This window comes from Chloroflexota bacterium (assembly GCA_016197225.1).
Taxonomy (GTDB): domain Bacteria; phylum Chloroflexota; class Anaerolineae; order Anaerolineales; family VGOW01; genus VGOW01.
In genome coordinates this window covers 1-20,163 of the sequence record JACPWC010000014.1, presented here as the reverse complement: position 1 = coordinate 20,163, position 20,163 = coordinate 1, and the positions used below count along the sequence as shown (strand labels likewise).

Below are 20,163 nucleotides of genomic sequence, written 5' to 3'. Positions count from 1 at the left end.
AAACCCTTAGGGTCTTGGAGACCCTAAGGGTTTGGCGAGCTATTCAGATAGGCACTAATTGTTTATCGCCGTTGGCCCGTTCTCCGGCCAGGTCATGTGTTTGGGATCGAGCACGCGGCTTAACTCACGAAAGTAGAAGCATCGCTCTTGGTCATCGCGCCTCACACATTCTTCGCGGACAAAAAACGCGCCAACATACCACTCGTAAACTTTGCCGACTTGAAACGCATCCGGCTTCCAGGGTTTGGGGTAAATAGCGTGTTCGTCTTGCATCTGGTTCACTCCTCAATCTCTCATAGCACCAACGCGTGCGCCTTGCGCGCCAGATACGCACCCGTGCCCGCTTTGCCGTGCCACCTGTCGCCATCCACCAGCAGGCGGCCACGCGAAAACACCTTCTCCGGCCAGCCGGTCACTTCCTTGCCTTCGTACAAATTATAGTCGGTGCGCTGGTGTGATGTAGCAACCCCCATCGTCTTCCTGAGTTTCGGATCCCATACCACCAGGTCGGCATCCGAGCCAACCGCAACCGTGCCTTTGCGCGGATAGAGGCCGAAAATCTTGGCCGGTTGGGTGCAACACAGTTCCACCAGTTGGTTCACGGTGAGACGGCCAGCCCCGACACCACACGTCCACAACACGGGCATCCGGTCTTGAATCCCCGGCGCGCCATTTGGAATCTTGGTGAAGTCGTCGCGCCCCAACTCTTTGCCCGCCCGAGAGAACGGCTGGCCTTCGTAAGTCATCGGCTTGTCCCCGTCAAACGGGAAAGGGCAATGATCGGTGCCGATGGTTTGCAGTTCGCCACGCGCCAACGCCCGCCACAAATACTCGTTGTCGGTCTTGGTACGAACCGGCGGCGAGAACACCCATTTCGCGCCATCCTCCTGCCGCAAATTATCGGCGGTGAAAAAGAGATATTGCGGGCAGGTCTCGCCCATCACCTTCAGGCCGCGCTCGCGCCCGTAAGTCAACTGCTCCACCGCCGCCTGACACGTCATGTGAACCACGTACAACGGCGCTTCGGCGACGGCGGCCAGCGCAATCGCCCGCAAAGTGGCTTCGGCTTCACACCAGTGTGGGCGGGTGAGGGCGTGGTGAACAGGAGAAAGGTTGCCGCGAGCCAGCGCATCCTGGATCAACACCTCAATCGCATCGCCGTTCTCGGCATGAACCATCAGCAACATCCCGGCCTCGGCGGTTTTGATCAGCGACTTGAAGAGTCCGGTGTCGTCCACTTGCAGGCGGCCCTTGTAGGCCATGAGAATTTTGATGGTGGTGACGCCGTAGTTGACCATGCTCGGAATTTCATTCAGCGCCGCCTCGGTTGGGTCGGTAATCGTCATGTGGAAGCCGTAATCAATCACCGCCCTCTCGCGCGCTTTGGCGTGCCATGCTTCGAGCGCCTGATACAAAGTTTCGCCTTTGGACTGAATGGCAAAATCAATGTGGCTCGTCGTGCCGCCAAAGGCCGCCGCTTTGTGGCCGGTGTAAAAATCGTCCGACGAGCAAGTGCCCATCATGGGCAGATCGAGGTGGGTGTGAACGTCAATCGCCCCCGGCAGAATAAATTTTCCGGACGCGTCCACAACGACGGCTTCATCTTCAGGCAAACTCTGTCCCAGCAAGACGACGGTTTCCCCGTCAATCAACACGTCCGCTTGAATCGTGTCTGAGGCGGTGACCACTGTCCCACCTTTGAGCAATGTCTTCATTACGAAAGTTCCTTCACGCCAACAAAAAGAAATCCGGCCAACGCATCCGCGCCAGAAGTGTGGCCCACAGAAGTCAATGCTCGAAGGGCCTCACGCACAGCAGACTCATTTGAGGCCAACAACGCCGCAAAGAGATCGTGCCAGTGGATCATACACTCACCCCGCGCCGCCGCATGCAGATACGCCGCCGACAACGTCGTCGTCAACGGGGCCGCCGTCTGTGCGATGGCTTGCCCCATCTGCTCCCTGCCCTCGCTTCGCTCGCCGAAGAGTCCGGCCCACGCCGCAAGCAACACGCCGACGATGAAATCATCGCCCGCTGGAGTCAGCCCGCCACCGGCCCCGGCCAGCATTTTTGCGCCCGCAACACACTGTTCAAGTGAGCCGGCATGCAAGCCGGCGACAAGTTTGTTGGCCCCTTGCGCCGCCCGGTCAAGCATCGGCGCGCTGGCGGTTCGCCTCTCAGGACTCAGAAACAACTCAAGCAGACTACCGGCGGGAGAAACTTCCAGCGCCGTTGCCGGCAAAGCTTCAGGCAGTTCAAAGTGATCGGCAAACATCTGCCGCACTGCCGCCCAATCCGGAATCGGGTTCCACAGGCGCGGCGTATCAATCGTGATTTGCAAAGGCCCAACGCTGAAGCGCCGGCTTTCAATCCTCACTATGCTCGACTCCGTCACCGCCCGAAAAGGAAACCGCTCTTCCGAAGCCACGACCATCGCAAACGGAGTCAGGCCGCGCTCAGAGGCCACCAGGGCCAGGATGTCGTTGTTTTGATTGATGAGATTGCAGGCGCGGTCAAAAGAGTTGAGGACGCGAGCGGTCGTGGTTGCCGAGAGCCATTCGCGAGCTGAGGGCGTGAGAGAAATGGCGGCGAGAGAGATCATGCTTGCGACCGTTCACGCACCATTCTTTCCACAAAGGCCTCAAACGTCGTCGGCGGGCGGCGGAGCAACCAGCCCAGCACGTTGGAGTTACCCATCAGGCCGTGACGCTTGTAATAACGAAACATCTGGATCAGCGTTTCGCGCTGATAATCGCCCATGCCCGACGTCCGCGCCCGCTCCTCCCACGCTTCGACAGATTCGGTTTCAACGCGAACGGGGCGCCCAAGATTCCTGCTCAACACATCGGCAACTTCGATTTGAGTCAGCACCGGAGTGCCCACCAATTCATAAGTTGCCCCGGCGTGACCCGGCTCGGTCAGCATGGCGGCGGCGGCTTCGGCTACGTCTTCCAAATCCACCAAGCTCAATTTTGTTTCGACGGGATACGGAACACGAAATACGCCATCTTCGAAAATGCTCTGCCAGCCTGCCAGAATATTTTGCATGTAGGTCGTCGGCTGAAGAATGGTGAACGGCAGGCCCGACTCAAATAGCATCTCCTCGACGCGCAGTTTGTTCCAGTGATGCGGCATCGCCTCGGCCTGTGGGTGCAGAACCGAGTGATAGACGAAGTGTTCAGTCCCAGTGGCTTGGGCGACGGTAATGGCATTGCGGCCAATCGCTACTTCATCAGGGTTCACGTTTGGGCAAATGTGGTAAATCGCCCGCGCCCCTTCCATGGCTTTTCGGATCGCGCCTCCGTCATGAAAGTCGCCTACCGCCACATCGCGCACGCCCAACACTTGCACTGCTGATGCCTGCTCGCTTCGGTGAACAAACGCGCGGACAGCTTCCCCTTTGGCCGCCAATGCTTTGATAACTGCCTTTCCGGTTTTGCCGCCCGCACCTGTGATCAGAATCATGGATACCTGTTCTGGGCCAACTCCCACAACCGCTTCGGGCTGACCGGGCACTCCAAAATTTCAATACGGTTTTGCAAAGCATCTTCCACCGCCTGCACAAACAACGGCCCCACTGGAATCGCCCCGGCCTCGCCCGCGCCTTTCGTGCCCATCGGATTCAACGGGGACGGCGTCACCGTGTGACCCGACTCAATTGGCGGCACTTCCAACGCCGTCGGGAGCAGATAATCCATGAATGTGCCGTTGAGGAGTTGCCCATTCTCGTCGAAGATAAGTTGCTCATAGAAAGCGTTGCCGATGCCTTGCGCCACGCCGCCCTGCACCTGGCCTTCAAGAATAAGCGGATTGATCACTGTGCCGCAGTCGTGAACGACGACGTATTTTTTGATTTCCACGTTCATTGTCTCCGGGTCAACTTCGACGATCATCGCATGGACTCCGGCGGCGGTTGCGCCGCTGGCCGGGCCGAAGTAGTTGGTAGCCTCCAGGCCGGGGATGGTTCCCGGTTTGACCGCCCCACGCATGGGATTGGCCTTCACCGCCAACTCGCCCAGTTTGATTGTCTTCTGGGGAACGCCTTTCACTCGCACCACGCCATTCGTTAGTTCCAAATCTTCTTCGGCGCATTCAAACTGCTCAGCGGCCAGCCGCAAAATTTTCTGGCGCACATCTTTGGCCGCCTCATTGATGGCATTGCCAGCCACGACCGCGCCCCGGCTGGCGAACGTGCCCGCGCCCCAATAAAACTGATCCGTGTCGCCCGTCACCACTTCCACATCTTTCACATCCACGCCCAACTGCTCGGCAGCGACTTGAGCGAACACCGTAAAGTGCCCCTGTCCCTGCGTGCCCACGCCGGTGGCAACCGACACTTTGCCGCTGGCCTGCACCTTCACTCGCGCCCCTTCGTACGGCCCGATACCTGTTCCCTCAACGTAAGCCACCACGCCGATGCCAACGTGTTTGCCCTCAGCCCGCAGTTTGGGTTGCTCCTCTTTGATGAACTTTTCGTAGCCGATCATTTCCAGCGCCCTGTCCATGATCGGTTGATAGTTGCCACTGTCGTAAGTCAGCGGCGCGAAGTCTTGGTAGATCACTTCGTTGTTGTAGGGGAACTTATCGGGCGGGATGTAGTTGCGGCGGCGAATTTCGGTGCGATCAAGGCCCAACTGCCTGGCGGCGATGTCCAGCAGGCGCTCGATGACAAACACGCCGTGTTGCCGCCCCGCGCCGCGATACGGGGTGACGATGGGTTTGTTGGTGAACAAGGCCGTGAATTCAGAATAATAGTTGGGGATGTGATACGGCCCGAGCAGAGTACACTGGCTATTCAAAGGGACGGTCAACCCGTAGGGATCGTACGCGCCCGCGTCGTGCAGAAAGACATCGTGAACGCCAAGGATGAGGCCGTCTTTTGTCAACGCAATCTCGGCGTCATGAATCTGGTTGCGCTCCTGGGTGGTAGCATAAAAGTTTTCGGAGCGATCTTCGATCCACTTCACAGGCCGGTTGAGTTTCATCGCCGCCCAGGGGATGACGGCTTCTTCCTGATACCACATCATGATCTTCGGCCCAAAGCCGCCGCCGATGAACGGCGCGATCACCCGCACCTGATTCTCCGAAAGGCCCAACATGGCGGAGTAGAAAGCGCGCATGACAACCGGGGCCTGGGTGGTCTCCCACACGGTCAACTTTCCGGCGCGGGCCTCCCACTGGGCCACGATGCCCCGGTTCTCCATCGCCGCCGCCGCGCCGTGATCGTAATGAAAGCGGCGCTTGATGACGACGTCGGCTTTGGCTCTGGCCGTTTGATAGTCGCTCCCTTTGCGTTGGACGATGTGGGCGGCCACATTCGAATCCAAATCATCATGCACTCGCGCCGAGTCAGGTTGGGCCGCCTTTTCAAGATCAGCCACCACTGGCAGGGCTTCAAAGTCAACGTGAATGTCGGTCAGCGCATCTTCGGCAATGTAGCGGCTCTCGGCGATGACGACGGCAATCGGCTCGCCCACAAATCGCACCTTGTCTTTCGCCAGTGGGACTTGCGTCCGTTCGTGGAAGATGCGGCCCGGCACGGGCGGCGGCGACACCAACAGCGGCCCCGGCTTCCAGTAATCGCCCAGGTCGTGGGCGGTGTAAACCGCGATCACGCCCGGCCTCTGCAAGGCGGCTGAAACGTCAATCCCCTTGATTCGCGCGTGAGCATACGAGCTTCGCAGAAAGGCGGCGTGCAACATTCCCGGCAGTTGAACGTCATCCACAAACAAAGCCTGGCCGGTGAGCAGGCGGGCGTCTTCGTTGCGTTTGATCCGTTCGCCGAAATATCGAGTTGCCATGCAAATTCTCCACTTCTCTAATTCTCCAATCTCAAATTAGAGAATTGGAGAATTAGAGGATTGATCACTTGCGCTTCTTCGCCGCCGTTTTCCTGGCTGCCGGTTTAGCCGCCTTCGGCGCGTCATCCACAATGGCAAACGCCCGGCAGAACGCGGCCTCGCCGCCCTTGAACTTCCACGGCATCGCGCCCAGGGTGAGGCGGCGGTTGTGGAGAGCCGGGTTGCCCATCTCGCCGCCGAGGTTTTCGACATGGACGCAATCGTGCGGAAACAGCGCATTGTGCGTGAGTTGATAGGCCGAGTCGGGGAAGAGCTTGTCCATATTCTCTTTGCCGAATTTGGCTTCGCTCTTGGCCCGCACTTTCTGCCAGTGTTCGAGGCCACCCTTGCCCAGAAAGCGGCCAATGGGTAGGTTCATCGGGTGGTCGGTGGAGATCATGTCCACGCCCCAGACGTGAATCTTCTTCTTCAACAGCCAGTCGCAAATGCTGAAGTGCGGGCCGGGGTGGCGCTGGATGTATCGTTCTTCGTCGGCGTCGGGGCTGAAGAACGAATACCTGTGCCAGCCGGTGTGGATGAAGAGAATGTCGCGCTCGCGGATGTCGGCCCGGTCTTCCAAATCCTTTGGCGTGAAGAGCGCCAGGTCGTCACAAATGTCGCTCACGTCCACGATCACGCCCGGGCCGTACAGCCACTCGATGGGCAGTTGGTCAATCGTCTTGCCCTTTGTCACAAAGTGGCGCGGCGCGTCCAGGTGCGTGCCCATGTGATTGGAAGTCATGATGTATTGGGCATTCACCCCATGCTCGGCCTTGCGTTTGATGTACTTCACTTCAAACGGCGGGTAGAACGGCCAGAAGGAACAGTCTTGGTTTAGGTCTTGAGAGAGGTCGTAGATTTTCATGGTTGGTTTCCTTTTGGGAATAGAGAATTGGAGGATTGGAGAATTAGGATTCCAGCCAGGCCAAGTCGCTTTCGTCAAAGAGGATGTTGGGGAAATCGTCTGGCAGGCCGGAGGCGTATTCAACAGGGTTTTCGCGGAGGGTTTTGGCGACGGTGATTTCGCCGGAACGCTGGCCCTTCAGGCTGGCAATAAAGAGATTAAGCTGGCGGGCGATGTCAGTCAGTTGGCTCGCGTATTTCTGCGACTCGGTGGAGACCATCAAGTTTCGCGCGGCAACCCGATTGAGCCAGTATTTGGTCTCGAACACACTGCCGCGGGCGTAATATAGAAACTGAACTTTCTCGCCAAAGTGGAAACGGCCAAATGACTCGGCAATGTTTGCGCCAACGGAATCGGCGGCGCGGGCAATCTGCTTACCTACCACATCGCGCGCAAACTCATTCCATTGTTCCGCGCTCTTGTAAACGGAGTCGGCAATCGCCTCGGCTGATTTCAATACTTTCAAATCTTCAAAGGAAGTGGGCATCCCAAATCCTCCAATCCTCTAATTCTCCAGTCCGTACTTCTCCGCATATGCGATCAACGCCTCCTCAAAAATCGCCATCGGCGGCCTCACCAGCCCCGCGCCCACTTGCCCAATGCCCGGCAGGCGGTGGGCCACACCGGTGTTGATGCGCGGCAGGATGCTTTTCTCAATCACCTTGCGGATGTCAATGCCGGTCGGTGTGCCGCGAAAATCCAGCACGGGCATGGTGAAATGCTTGTGCTCGGCGACGGTGATTTCGTACATTTCGAGCGTGGCGTTCACGGCTTCTCTAGGTGTGCTACCCACAAAGGTGACAATGGCCGGGGCCGTCGCCATAGCGAACCCGCCGATGCCTGCCGTTTCGGTGATGGCACTGTCGCCGATGTCGGGGTTGGCGTCGGCGGCGGTGAAACCGGGGAACCATAAACCCTGCGGCACTTCGGCGGGCGCAGTGAACCAGCGGTCGCCCAGCCCGCTCACCCGGATGCCAAAGTCGGTGCCATTGCGGGCCATGGTGCTGACGAGGGTGCTACCCTCGATACCGTGCGCCGCGTCGGTCATCGCCTTGCAAGCCGCCATCACCGGGTTCAGCACGCTCAAGGCGTTGTCGCAGATAAACTTCAACACTTCACTTTCGACGTTGTTATCCTTTGCCACTTTGGCGATGAAGGGGGCCAGCCACTTGAGGAACAGCAACGACCCGGCCTTATTGCGATTGTGGCCTTCATCGCCCATGTGCAAGGCCTCGGCCAGCAAGGCGCGAATATCCAGGCCCTCGCCGCTGGCTTCAATCGCCTCGCCGACGATGGGCGCAAACGTGTCGTTGATCCACCGCAGTTTGGTGATCACCTCATCGCTGAACGCGCCCATTCGCAAAACTTTGCCGTAACCTTCATTGAAATTACAGTAAGCTTTATTGCCGTGAGTGACATTCTCGACAATGTAAACCTTCATCGAGGGCGAAGTCACGCCCGCCATCGGCCCGACAGCGCCGTGCTCGTGGTTGGGTGCAAACTCCACCGCGCCTTTCTCGGCCAGGGCAATTGCCTCGGCTTCTGTCTTCGCCATGCCCTCAAGCATCATGGCTCCGATCACCGCGCCCCGCATCGGGCCAGACATCCGTTGCCACGTAATCGGCGGCCCGGCGTGCAGAAACAGGTTGTCTTTCATGCCGGGAATCACGTCACGCGCTGTTGCCACCCCTTTCAGAATCGGTCGGGCGTCCATCATGCGCGTTACAGCAGTTAAGTTTGCGTGTTCTATGTCCATAGTTTCATCCATAGAGAATTGGAGAATTTGAGGATTGGAGAATTCTCTGACGTGAAGCGTCCAATCCTCTATTTCTTCTTCTTCATCTTCGCCAAAATCGCGGCCAGCTTTTCGTTGCCGCCCGCCGGAGGCTTCCAGTCTACTTGCACAGCCTGCGCCCCCTGCCCGACCAGACTTTCGTAAAACGACTCCAGGCCAACGTTGATGGCGGCTAAAGGTTGATTGAACGAATCGAGCGACACGGGGAGGCCGACACTGTCGGGTGGCTGACTCATGCGCCGAGCCACATACTCAATCGCCCCAGTCGCCGTGCGGAACACAATCGCCCCTGCCGCCTTCAACCGTTCCACCTGCGACTCCACGTTTTGCGGATCGGAGTCGGTGCCGATCACCATCGTCACCACTTCAATTCTCCGATTCTCTGATCTCGTAATCTCGGCAATCGCAGGCGCAAGCTCGCTCGCCGGGTCTGGGTGCGCGCCTTCGCCGAGAACAACGTCCAGCAGGATCAGGCCTGTCTCGGGGTCGGCGGCTTCTTGTTTGAGGCGGCGCAACCGGAGATCGTTGTCAATCATCGGATGCAGGCGGCCAACCATAAATACCTCGTCGCCTAAATCCACGATGGTGTGAGCCTGGCTCTTCAGCGGGTCGGGGAGAATTTGAGAATCAGAGATTGGAGAATTGGAATAAAGCGGCGAGAGAACTGCTTGCAAACCGAGCATGGTTTCGTAGGCAAGCGTGCCGCCAGAAAATAAACCCCGCAAATAGAGATCGGACGCGAAGCGTGGACGCTTCGCGTTAGAGAATTCTCTAATTCTCCAATCCTCTAATAGCTTCACCGCGATCTCCGCCGCCTCACTCAAACCCGCCGAAAAATGGAGATTGTCCAGCTTTCGGGCCGGGGGCGGGTAACCGATGAAGTCCACGACGACCGGCTTGCCGGAAGCCTGGGCGGCGGCCAGCAACTTTGTGGCCACGTTCGCGGCGGGCGGTTTTGAGATCAGCACGATGACTTTAGTTTCAGGATCGCAAGCCAGCACATCCAACGCCTGGTGCGCGGTGATCGCGCCCACTTCCGATTTGAGGTCGCGCCCGCCGGTGCCGATGGCGTGCGACACGCCCGACCCCAGATTGTGAATGCGGGCCGTCACTGCTTGAGTCCCCGTGCCAGACGCGCCCACCACGCCGATTGGCCCACGCCGAACCCGGTTGGCAAAACCGAGGCCGACGCCATTGATGATGGCCGTGCCGCAATCCGGCCCCATCACTAACAAGCCTTTCGCCTGCGCTGTTTTCTTCAAGGCAATTTCGTCTTCAAGCGAAACGTTGTCGCTGTAGAGAAAAACATGCTTGCCAAGATTGAGCGCCTCACGGGCCACGCCGGCGGCGAACCGGCCCGGAACCGACACCAGCACCCAGTTCGCTTCCGGCAATTGCTGAACCGCCGTCTCCAAACTCTTGGGGCGGAATTCTTGAGCAACTGCCGAGCGGCGTCGGGCCAACAATGAATCAACCTGTCCCAACGCCTCGGCGACGACCCCGTCCGATTCGGCCTTGACGACGATCAGCAGATCGTTGACGCCGGCTTTCTTGGCGTCGTCGGTGAGCAGGCCGCTCTGCTCTAGTAGTTCAAGGTTGGCGGGCGTGCCCATCACCGCGCCCGAGTCGAGCACGCCGGGCAGGCCGAGCAGGCCGCGTTGCAATTGCATGAGCACTGCCGAGTCGTAGTAGGCGCCGGAGCGTGTTTCACTTTTAATGAAAGGCATTTTCGTTATTCGTTATTGCCAATAGCTTTTCAAAATCTATCGCCCACTCAAACAACTCCTCATCGTCCTGCCAGCGGGCAGTCAGTTGCAGACCCAGAGGCAAGCCGTCTGAACTGCGGCCAGAGGGCAGGTTGATGGACGGCAGGCCGGCCTGACTCCAGGGCAGGTTCATCACCGGGTCGCCGGTGCTGTCGAGGCCTTTGGGTGCCGGCCCGACCGCAGAAGGTGAAATCCAGAGATCGATCTGGTGTTCGTCCATCAGGCGAGTTATTGTGTCTGAAAACTTCTCGCGTTCGCCCAGTGCCTGCGCCAGCGCCTCATCCGAAACCGCCCGCCCCGCTTCAAGCTTTTCAACTGTTTTGAAATGGTAGAGATCGCGAAAGCGCGGAAACCACTCTTGATGAACTCGCGCCGCTTCGGCATTTGTGATCAGAAAATGTCGTTCGTAGATCGCATCAAAATCCGGCATGGCATTCACTGGCCTGAGTTCGTAGCCAGCCTTAGCCAACTTGCGACAGGTGGCGCGGAAGTGTTCCAGCATTTCGGTTGAGGCGCGGTTAAGATACGGTCCTTCGGGGATGCCGAGCACAGGCTTCTTCAAATCTCTAATCTCTGCGCTTCGCGTCCAATCTCGACAAAGCAAACTGGCCGCCAACTGCGCCCCGGCCACGTCAACGGTGAAAAGGCCAATGTGATCGAGTGACGGCGAGAGAGGGATGACACCCGCTCGTGAGATTCGATCATAAGTTGGTTTGTAACCGACGACGCCACAAAAAGAAGCCGGTCGAACGATGGAGCCGATAGTTTGAGTCCCAAGCGTGAGTGGACACATGCCCGCCGCCACCGCCGCCGCCGAGCCGCTGCTGGAGCCGCCGGGAGTATGTTCAATGTTATGCGGGTTGCACGTCGGGCCGGGGCCGAAGTAGGCGAACTCCGTCGTCACCGTGTTGCCCAAGATCAACGCGCCCACTTTTTTGAGCAAGGTTACGCTTTCAGCTTCCGGGCCTTGCAGAATCTCCGGCGGCAGTTTGCTCCCGGCGCGGGTAGTGAAACCGGCGACGTGAAAAATGTCCTTGACGCCGATCGGTATCCCGAACAGAGGCGGTCGAACTTCAGGATCGGGATATTGCGCCAGCAGAGTCTCGGCCTCGCCGCGCAATCGCTCAAACCGTCCTTCTTCAGCCACGAAGGCCGACACTGAAGGCTCGCGCGCCAAGAATTGCGCTTCCAGTAGAGACAAGTATTCAGCAATCGGTAGTTCGCCGGAGCGAAGCGCGCGCGCAAGAGCAGGAAGACCAGATGACAAGTTCACACTGTTCACTGACTGCTGACCACTGTTGACTTCATTTTCTCCGCCGCCAGCTTCACCGCATCCACAATATGCTGGTAGCCGGTGCAACGGCAGAGGTTGCCGGAGATGGCCTCACGAATTTCTGCCTCAGTCGGGCTTGGGTTCTCTTGCAGGAACGGAACGAGGGTCATTAGAAAGCCCGGCGTGCAGAAGCCGCATTGCAGGCCGTGCGCTTCGTGGAATGCTTGCTGAAGCGGATGCAGTTCATTCTGGTTCTTGGCTAAACTTTCCACGGTCGCCAGTTCGTGGCCGTCCGCCTGCACGGCAAACATGATGCACGAGCGCACCGCCGCCCCGTCGAACAAAATTGTGCAAGCGCCGCATACGCCGTGCTCACAACCCACATGCGTTCCGCTCAGGCCCAGTTCGTGCCGGAGAAAATCGCTGAGCAATAAACGAGCCTCAACCTGCCGCTCGTAGGTGTTTCCGTTGATTATTACTTTGATAGGATGAAGTTCGCTCATTGGCTGGCTCGGGCGAATGCCTGCTTGAGGGCGCGTCCGGTGAGAACACGCGCCAGATGCCGTTGATAATCTGGCGAAGCGTGAATACTGCCCATCGGGTTGATTTCCTGTTCGGCGGCGAGACTGGCCGCCGCCGCAAAAACTTCGGCAGATGGTTTCTGCCCCTTCAGCAAATCGGCGGCTTGCTTTGCGTCCACCGGGCCGTCGCCGGCGTTCAAGTAAACCAGCCGCGCCTTTTCGCAAGCGCCGCTCTCGTTCAACGTTACGATAGCGGCCAGGCCCAGCATGGCGTAATCGCCGCGCCGCCGCGAAAATTCGATGAAGGCCGCGCCGGTTCGGGGTGGCAGAGGCGGCAGAACCACCTCCACCAGCATTTCGTCAGAAGCCAGATCGGTTGTAAAGAGTCCGCGAAAAAAATCGTCAACGGTGATCCAACGCTCATCACGCGCGGTTTGCGCTCTGAGACGCGCGCCAAGCGCCAGGGCAATGACCGGCAACTCCGCCGCCGGGTCGGCGTGAGCCAGGCTGCCGCCCAGCGTGCCGCGATTGCGAATTTGCGGATGGGCGACCCAGGGCATCGCCTCGTGCAACAAAGGCGCGTATTGCTTCACCAGCGGATCACGTTCCAGCCGCCTCTGCCGGGTGAGCGCGCCAAGATGCAAATCGCCGTTGGCGTCGCGGCGGATGTAATCGAGTTCTTTCAGATTGTTGACATCAATGAGGAGCGCGGTCTGGGCCAAGCGGAAGTTCATGGCCGGGATCAGGCTTTGGCCGCCGGCCAGAAATTTAGCGTCGTCGCCGTGTTCGGTTTTGAGGGCCAGCGCACCTTCCAGCGAGTCGGGGGCCATGTAATCAAACGAGGCTGGTTCAGGGTGAATTGACTCACCCTGTCACCCATTCACTTTGTCACCGTGTCACAGCTTATTCGCCGCCCGGTTTTAGTTCAACCGTAATTGGCGCGAAGTTTGCGCCCTTGGTGTCGCCCGAGATTCCTTCGAGCGCCTTCTGGGCCAGGTCGGTGCGGTACGCGCCCGCATCCGGGTCTTTGCTGAGAACCTTGCCTTCCTTGGCCACCCGAACAGTCTGATCCCACTGGGCCTTGTCCATCAGGCCAATGCCGTTTGGCGACGGCCAAATGAGTTTGTTGATTTCGTTCAACTGCCAGCGCATGTGGCTCTCGCCCAGGGTCGGGCCGGCGGCCAACACGTGATTCACGCAGGCGTCAAAATTGTCGCGGCAGAAAATCCAGCCCCGGTAAGAAGCGCGCAGGAATTTCACCGCTACGTCTTCATTTCCAGGGGTGCTGAGGTAGCTTTCCGTTGCCCAGACTGCGTCCTGCAACATCGCCGTGCCGACCTCATTGAAATTAATCACGCTCAGGTCTTCCGGCTTGTAGAGTTCGCCAGTGGCCGGGTTCACCTGCTCCAGCACCTGAGCATACTCGTTGTAGGTCATGGCTTCGGCGGAGTCAATTTCGTCGGTCAACAGCAGGGTCATGTCGAACGGCTGAATCTTGATCGTCACGTCGCCCGCGTCCTCGGGGTCAATGCCCTCGGCCCGCAAAGCGGCAAACACTTCGTGCTCATTGCCAAAGTCCCAAACGCCCACGCGCTTGCCGTCGAGATCGGCAACGCTCTTGATGCCCTTGCTGGCAAACGACACTTCCAGCGTGCCACTGCGTTGAAAGACCTGGCCGATGTTGACCAGGGGAGCGCCGCCTTCCCGCGACTCCAATGCCTTGGGCACCCACGAGAGGCAGAATTCCGCCCCGCCGTTGGCGCACACCTGCTGGGGAACAATATCCGGCGCGCCTTCGAGAATGGTCACATCCAGGCCTTCTTCCTTGTAGTACCCTTCGGCGACTGCGGCGTAGTAACCGGCGAACTGCGACTGGGCCACCCACTGCAATTGCAGGCGGACGGGGACCATCGCTGCCGGTGGTTCAGTGGCCGCCGGCGGCGCTTCGGTGGTAGCCGCCGGCCCGCCGCAGGCGGTGAGCAACAGGCCAGCGATCAGCAACAGGCTGGCGACATGCAAAACTTTGTGTTTCATCTTTCATCTCCTCCTAAAGTGTGTAAATCGTGTCAATTGTTGTACGTGGTTGGACTCGTTCTTGACTAGCCAGGCATCCCCCCCTTCTATTCACTTTTTCGAACTGACACATGCCAGGGCATGATGGCGCGCTCGGCCAGGGCAACGATCAGGTAAAAGACAATGCCGATCACGCTTACCAGCAAAATGGCGGCCCAGGTGTTTTCAAATTTGAAGCTGGCCGACTCCTGGGTGATGTATTTGCCGATCGTCGCCCGCTCGACGCCAAAGAAGTCGGCCACCACCGCGCCGATCATGCTCAACACCGTCGCCACTCGCAAGGCGCTGAACAGAAACGGCAGGGCGTTGGGAATACGCAGGGCAAACAGGGTCTTGAAATCGCTGGCGGCGTAGGAGCGCATCAACTCCAGCGCGCGCGGATCAACCTGGGTCAGGCCGCGCACCATGTTGATCATCACCGGAAAGAAAACAATCACGGCTACAATCGCCATCCACGAGAAGGGATTGCTGGGGCCGAACCAGTTGAACAGGATCGGCGAGAAAGCAACGATGGGCACCGAGTTGGCGGCGATGGCGAACGGCATCATGGCCTGGCTCAAGATCGCCCAGCGGGCGGTGATCAACGCGACCAGGATTCCGGCGATACTGCCCAGGACGAAACCGCCGACCGCGCTTCGCAAGGTGTTAAACACCTTGCCAGCCAAAATGCCGCGCTGGTCAACAAAAGCGGCCACGATGCTGGACGGCTTTGGGACGAGGAACTGCTGGATGTTGAAGACGCGGACGATCAGTTCCCAGGCCAGCAACACCGCCACGGCGGTGATAATCGTCGGCGCATAATACCGAACGCGTTCGGCCAGGCGGCGCGCGAGCGGCTGTTCCGAGGAGGCCAATTCATGCGCCATAGGCTTCTCGCAGGCTTTCACGCACTTCAGTCACGGCGGCAAAAAAACGCTCGTCCTCGCGCGTCTCAAAGGTTCGCGGGCGCGGCAGGTCAATCTCCAAGACTTTGGTGATGCGGCCCGGTCGGGACGACATGACGACCACCCGGCTCGATAAAAACACGGCTTCGGCAATGCTGTGAGTCACGAAAACTACCGTGCCGCCGGTCTGGCCCCAAATCTTGAGCAGTTCCATGTTCATGCGCTCGCGGGTAAATTCGTCCAGGGCACCGAACGGCTCGTCCATGAGCAACAGCGCCGGTTGAAAGGCCAGGGCGCGGGCAATAGCCACCCGCTGTTGCATGCCGCCCGACAACTGCCAGGGATAGTGGCGGCCAAACTTTTCCAGTTCCACCAGCTTCAGCATTTCGCCGGCCCGCTCGGCCCGCTTCTGCGGCGGGATGCCCATGATCTCCAACGGCAGTTGCACGTTCTGGCTCACGCTTCGCCACTCGTAAAGCGTCGGCGCTTGAAAGACAAAGCCGTAATCACGATCCAGCCGGGCCTGGTGAGGCGGCTTGCCGTTGACCGACACCTGCCCGGACGTGGGCGAGAGCAAATCGGCAATCAATCTCAACAACGTAGACTTGCCACAGCCTGAGGGGCCGATGAAAGACACAAATTCATTCGCGCCAATTTCCAGATTAATATCCTGAAGGGCCACAACCTGTTCACTGCTGTTAGCGCCAAATACTTTATTGACGTTCTGGACCGAAACCACGCTCATAAAATCTAGCTCCTGAGTTCTTATTCAGCAACCGGGCGGCGGCGCATTACCCAACTCTCAATCAGAGACACAGCCACAAAAAAGAGAATGCCAACCAGCGAAGCGATCACGATGGCGGCCCATAATTTCTCCGGCTCGGAGGCATAGTTGCCGCTGGCGCGCAAAATGGCGGCGGCCAAACCGTCACTGCGGCTGGAGGGCAGTTCGCCGACAATGGCTCCCACCACGCTGGCCGTGGCCGATACTTTGAGCGCCGTAAAAATATAAGGCAGGGCCGCCGGCACGCGCAGTTTCCACAACACCGCCCACTGCGGCGCCGCGTACGAACGCATCAGTTCAACTGCCGTCGGGTCAGGCGAGAGCAGGCCGCGCAAGGTGTTGACCGTCACCGGGAAAAAAGTGAGGTAAGCCGAAATGACCGCCACCGGCAACCAGCCTGCGCCCAGCCCGCTCACGATCATGGGCGCAATTGCCAGGATCGGCACCGTCTGCGAAGCAATGGCGTAAGGTAACAAAGCCCGCTCCAGCAGTTTTGAGTGCGCGAAGATCACGCCTAAAACGAACCCCAAGACACTGCCGGCCACAAAACCGGCAAACGCTTCGCGCCAGGTGAACAACGCCGCCTCGGCCAGAATGCCGACCAGCAACGTCGGCCCGTTGCGCCGCGCCGGTTGCAACAACTGCTCGGCGATGTTCTGCCAGTGCGGCATCTTCCACGGGAAATCGGTGAGCGGCAAAACGTTGCCGGTGGCATTGCCCAACGCAATATAAACTTCCCAGAACCACAGCAGGGCCGAAATCACCACCATCACCCCCAGCGCCCGCGAGACATGGCCCGGCGCTATAAACAGGGCCACCAGCGCCAGGGCAATGCCCGCCAGCATCAGGGGATATAAAGCCGACCCGAACTCGGCCGGAATGTTCAAGAGCAATAGATCAAAACCGAGCAAGGCCCACAACAGGGCCACCCGACTCTTGCCTGGGCGGCGTGTCAGAACGTAGAGGCTGAACGCAGAGAGCGCGGCGGCCAGAACGCCCATTGCCGCCAGCGCCAGCCGCGCCGCGCCCAACACCGACACCTCGTCAAGCTTGTTGCGCGCCGCGACCCAAATGGCAAGCTGGCCGGGCGTAGACTCGACCAACGTTGGGTCAGCCAGCGGCATGACAAGATGGGCCACGGTGATGATCACCCCGATCACGATCATGCCAACCGCCAGCGCCGTCGGCAACCCGCGCTGGAGGCGAACACTGCCAAATGGCCGGGAGACGGCCACCCCCGGCGGCTCAAGAGTTTCAGTTTCAAGCATATTCAGGGCTTATCAGATTCAAACCGGCATCAACGCCTCAGCCATGGGCACGCCGTTCTCGTCCCACTTGCGAAGCCGGTAATAGTCGGGCAGGATACGGTTCATATCCGGCAGAACGCCCGCCGCCGTGCCGGTGGGTCGCGCTTCGTGTTCCAGACGATACGGCAAAACGTCGTCTTTGCGGCTGACGCCAAGTTTGACATTGATCGCCCGTTTGAGGTTGAAGAGACGGGCGCCCGTCTCCAGCAAATCGGCCCCGGTCCAATTCCAGCCGATGGCCTTGTTCACCAGTTCAGCCGTCTGCGCCGGAGTGTAGCCGCCTTTGGTGATGAACTTACACAGGCCGAGCGGGTTATAAGTGGACATGAAGTTTTGGAAGTCAATTGCCACTTCGGCGGCAATCGTCGAGTCGAAACGTTTGCTGTCAATCCATTCCTGTTTGTCGCCCTCCTGCCAGCCCTTCCACTCAATGCCCACGCCGCGCCAGTAAGAAATTGCCTCGAGGTGGCACGCGCCGCGATTGGCGGTGGCGTAGTTGGCGGCCATGCTCACAAAGCCGCGCGGGTCGTGGTAAGGCATCTCCAGGCCTTTGACGTGCATGGCATACTTCTCACTGCCCTTGCCAAACTTCTGTGCGGCGGCGCGCACACCCTCAGCCAGCACATCGCCCACGTCCTGGCGCAGGGCAATCTTGTGAATCATCGCCATCACGGCTTCGTCATCGCCCCACTTGAGTTCGAGGCCGCCGGTGTCAGCCGCAGTGATCACGCCCTTTTCAAATGCTTCCCAGGCCCAGGCCAGCACGCTTGAGACCGAGATCACATCCATGCCGTAGCGATTGCACATATCATGGAAAGCGGCGATGGCCTTGACATCGTCAATCTGCAAATTCGAGCCGAAGCCGCACAGGGTTTCGTATTCCGGCCCTTCGCCCCACACGCCCGCATACTTGCCATCTTTCACTTCCACCGCCTTGCCGCAACCGATCGGACAGGCGTGACAATACGTATGCTTGGTAAAAATTGTTTTGGCAATCTCCTGGCCGGACGTTTTGATCGTTCCTTCCGTCCAGTTGCCGCCGCGCCAGTTCATAATGGCGTTGTCGCCAAACTTGTCGGTGGTCGGGTGGCCGCCTGCCGTGCCAACAAGATGCAGGGACTCGCACGCCGCCGCGTCCCCGATGAACTTATTCGATTCTTTGACGTAGGTGTGAAAGCCTTTGGCATCGGCATAGGTCGGCTTATCCTTGCCACGCACGACAATGGCCTTGAGATTCTTCGACCCCATCAACGCGCCCATGCCGCCGCGCGCCGCCATGCGCGAGTGCGAGTGGCCGCCCTGCACCACCCCGGCCAGCTTCACCAGGTTCTCGCCCGCCTGGCCAATTGTGGCCGCCCGCGCCTTCTCGTCAGTCTCGGCCAGAAGCGCATCGTAAGTATCATAGTGATCTTTGCCCCACAGATGAGAGGCGTCACGGAATTCCACCGTCTCACCCGTCACCCAAAGATAAACAGGCCTGTCGGCCCGGCCGGTGACGATGATGCCGTCCCAGCCAGAGAAGCGAAGTTCTGCGCCCCAGTGGCCGCCCAGGTTGGCCTCGTTCCAAATACCGGTGGCCGGCGAACGGCCACACCACGACGACCGGCAACCGGTGGGGCTGAAAGTGCCGGAGAGTAAGCCGTTGAGGATGATGAGAGGGTTGCGCGGATCGAGCGCGTCAACAACGCCGTTGGCTTCTATCCAATCGAGATAAATTTTGGCCGCCAGCCCACTGCCAAGAAGATAAGTATGAACTTCGGAGTCTGTGATTGGGCGAACTGAGTGCGTTCTGGCGCTGAGATCAACCTGTAGGATTTTGCCTGCGTACACGTACCGCATCGTTGTCCACCTCCCCGGCTCGATTTGTAAGACAATAGTATAACCAGAGAACGGCTTGAGTCAATTGTATGTTTTTGAAATTAAAAGGGGCGCGGCCTGACGACCGCGCCCCTCTCTGGAAAACGCAAGCTATTCTTTGAGATAGTCTCGCAATTTGCGCCGATGTGATGGATGCCGCAGGCGGCTGAGAGCCTGGGCTTCGATCTGGCGAACCCGTTCGCGAGTGACGCCCATCTTCTTGCCCACTTCCTCAAGCGTGTAACTTTCACCGTCAAGCAGGCCATAACGCAATTGCAGAATGCGAACTTCGCGCGGCGGCAACGTGCCCAACACTTCCTGAATTTGCTCGCGGAGCAAGTTGCGGGTGGCAACTTCCACCGGGGCCGGACTGTCTTCGTCCTGAATAAAGTCGCCCAACACCGAATCTTCCTCTTCGTCCGTCGGCGTTTCCAGCGAGAGCGGGCGGCGGGCGATCTGGATCATCGACTCCACTTTCTTCGGAGTGACGTTGAGGGCTTCGGCCAGTTCGTCAACCGTCGGGTCACGGCCCAGTTCCTGAGTGAGCGAATGTGAGACGCGCAGAAGCTTGTTGATCTGGTCGCCCATGTGAACCGGCACCCGGATGGTGCGGCCCTGATCGGCAATGGCGCGGGTGACGGCCTGACGGATCCACCAGGTGGCATAGGTGCTGAACTTGTGGCCGCGCTTGTAGTCGAACTTCTTAGCGGCTCTTATCAGGCCAATGTTGCCTTCCTGAATCAGATCGAGAAACGGGACGCCCCGGCCCATGTATTTTTTGGCGACGCTGATCACCAGGCGCGAGTTGGCGGTGATGAGGTGTTCGCGGGCGGCCCAACCGTCGTCAATGTCGTACTGAAGACCGGCGCGTCTGCGGGGCGTGATCTTGCCGCCCTTGGCCAGCCGCTCGCGGGCGAACTTCATCTTCTCCATGCGCTTCGCCAGCGCCACTTCCTCGGCGGCCACCAGCAGGGGCACGCGGCCAATCTCTTTCAGGTACAGGCCAATGGTGTCGTCGGCATCAATGGCCGAAAGATAGGTGTCGTCCTGAGACAAGTCGCGCAGGCTGTTCTCTTCCTCTTCAGCCTCTTCAATATCCTCGTCGGAAGGCTCGTCGTCCACCGAGGTAATATCCACCAATTCAATGCCTGCCGACTGT

Annotated in this window: 18 protein-coding genes; all 18 read right to left on the bottom strand. The window is 59.0% G+C overall.

Going from position 1 to position 20,163, the window contains the following annotated elements; all coding sequences use genetic code 11:
• Positions 1-54: 54 nt before the first annotated feature.
• On the bottom strand, positions 55-273 hold the full coding sequence (locus tag HYZ49_02575; protein ID MBI3241162.1) for a hypothetical protein: 219 nt from the start codon (positions 271-273) through the stop codon (positions 55-57).
• Positions 274-293: 20 nt separating this feature from the next.
• Positions 294-1,715 (bottom strand): dihydropyrimidinase, encoded by a 1,422-nt coding sequence (gene hydA / locus HYZ49_02570; GenBank protein ID MBI3241161.1) that lies wholly within the window; start codon positions 1,713-1,715, stop codon positions 294-296.
• Positions 1,715-2,602 (bottom strand): DUF2877 domain-containing protein, encoded by an 888-nt coding sequence (locus tag HYZ49_02565; protein MBI3241160.1) that lies wholly within the window; start codon positions 2,600-2,602, stop codon positions 1,715-1,717. Before HYZ49_02565 ends, hydA begins: the two co-directional genes overlap by 1 nt.
• Entirely contained in the window at positions 2,599-3,465 is an 867-nt protein-coding gene (locus tag HYZ49_02560) for an NmrA/HSCARG family protein (GenBank protein MBI3241159.1), read from the bottom strand. Before HYZ49_02560 ends, HYZ49_02565 begins: the two co-directional genes overlap by 4 nt.
• Entirely contained in the window at positions 3,462-5,801 is a 2,340-nt protein-coding gene (locus HYZ49_02555; GenBank protein MBI3241158.1) for a xanthine dehydrogenase family protein molybdopterin-binding subunit, read from the bottom strand. The genes HYZ49_02560 and HYZ49_02555 overlap by 4 nt, the downstream gene beginning before the upstream one ends.
• Before the next feature lie 64 nt (positions 5,802-5,865).
• Positions 5,866-6,705 carry a cyclase family protein gene (locus tag HYZ49_02550; protein ID MBI3241157.1) on the bottom strand — a complete coding sequence of 280 codons (840 nt, stop codon included), beginning with the start codon at positions 6,703-6,705 and terminating at the stop codon, positions 5,866-5,868.
• Between the two features lie 43 nt (positions 6,706-6,748).
• Positions 6,749-7,231 (bottom strand): four helix bundle protein, encoded by a 483-nt coding sequence (locus HYZ49_02545; protein MBI3241156.1) that lies wholly within the window; start codon positions 7,229-7,231, stop codon positions 6,749-6,751.
• An 18-nt stretch (positions 7,232-7,249) separates the two neighbouring features.
• The gene (locus tag HYZ49_02540; GenBank protein ID MBI3241155.1) at positions 7,250-8,500 is read right to left on the bottom strand and encodes a DUF1116 domain-containing protein; all 1,251 of its coding nucleotides are present in this window, start codon (positions 8,498-8,500) and stop codon (positions 7,250-7,252) included.
• A 68-nt stretch (positions 8,501-8,568) separates the two neighbouring features.
• Positions 8,569-10,266: an acyl-CoA synthetase FdrA gene (fdrA, locus tag HYZ49_02535; protein MBI3241154.1), complete on the bottom strand. Its 1,698-nt coding sequence runs from the start codon at positions 10,264-10,266 to the stop codon at positions 8,569-8,571.
• Positions 10,253-11,578 carry an amidase gene (locus tag HYZ49_02530; GenBank protein ID MBI3241153.1) on the bottom strand — a complete coding sequence of 442 codons (1,326 nt, stop codon included), beginning with the start codon at positions 11,576-11,578 and terminating at the stop codon, positions 10,253-10,255. Before HYZ49_02530 ends, fdrA begins: the two co-directional genes overlap by 14 nt.
• Positions 11,579-11,583: 5 nt before the next feature.
• A complete protein-coding gene (locus HYZ49_02525) occupies positions 11,584-12,081 on the bottom strand; it encodes a (2Fe-2S)-binding protein (GenBank protein ID MBI3241152.1) in 498 nt (165 codons plus the stop codon).
• Positions 12,078-12,929 carry a xanthine dehydrogenase family protein subunit M gene (locus HYZ49_02520; GenBank protein MBI3241151.1) on the bottom strand — a complete coding sequence of 284 codons (852 nt, stop codon included), beginning with the start codon at positions 12,927-12,929 and terminating at the stop codon, positions 12,078-12,080. The genes HYZ49_02525 and HYZ49_02520 overlap by 4 nt, the downstream gene beginning before the upstream one ends.
• A gap of 73 nt (positions 12,930-13,002) precedes the next feature.
• Entirely contained in the window at positions 13,003-14,133 is a 1,131-nt protein-coding gene (locus HYZ49_02515) for an ABC transporter substrate-binding protein (protein MBI3241150.1), read from the bottom strand.
• An 86-nt stretch (positions 14,134-14,219) separates the two neighbouring features.
• A complete protein-coding gene (locus HYZ49_02510) occupies positions 14,220-15,038 on the bottom strand; it encodes an ABC transporter permease (protein MBI3241149.1) in 819 nt (272 codons plus the stop codon).
• Positions 15,028-15,801, bottom strand: a complete 774-nt coding sequence (locus tag HYZ49_02505) for an ABC transporter ATP-binding protein (protein ID MBI3241148.1) — start codon at positions 15,799-15,801, stop codon at positions 15,028-15,030. Before HYZ49_02505 ends, HYZ49_02510 begins: the two co-directional genes overlap by 11 nt.
• 20 nt (positions 15,802-15,821) lie before the next feature.
• The gene (locus tag HYZ49_02500; GenBank protein MBI3241147.1) at positions 15,822-17,108 is read right to left on the bottom strand and encodes an ABC transporter permease; all 1,287 of its coding nucleotides are present in this window, start codon (positions 17,106-17,108) and stop codon (positions 15,822-15,824) included.
• An 18-nt stretch (positions 17,109-17,126) separates the two neighbouring features.
• Positions 17,127-18,986, bottom strand: coding sequence for an aldehyde ferredoxin oxidoreductase family protein (locus HYZ49_02495; GenBank protein MBI3241146.1), 1,860 nt, complete (start codon positions 18,984-18,986; stop codon positions 17,127-17,129).
• Positions 18,987-19,115: 129 nt separating this feature from the next.
• On the bottom strand, positions 19,116-20,163 hold a 1,048-nt coding region (gene rpoD, locus HYZ49_02490), incomplete at its 5' end, for an RNA polymerase sigma factor RpoD (GenBank protein MBI3241145.1).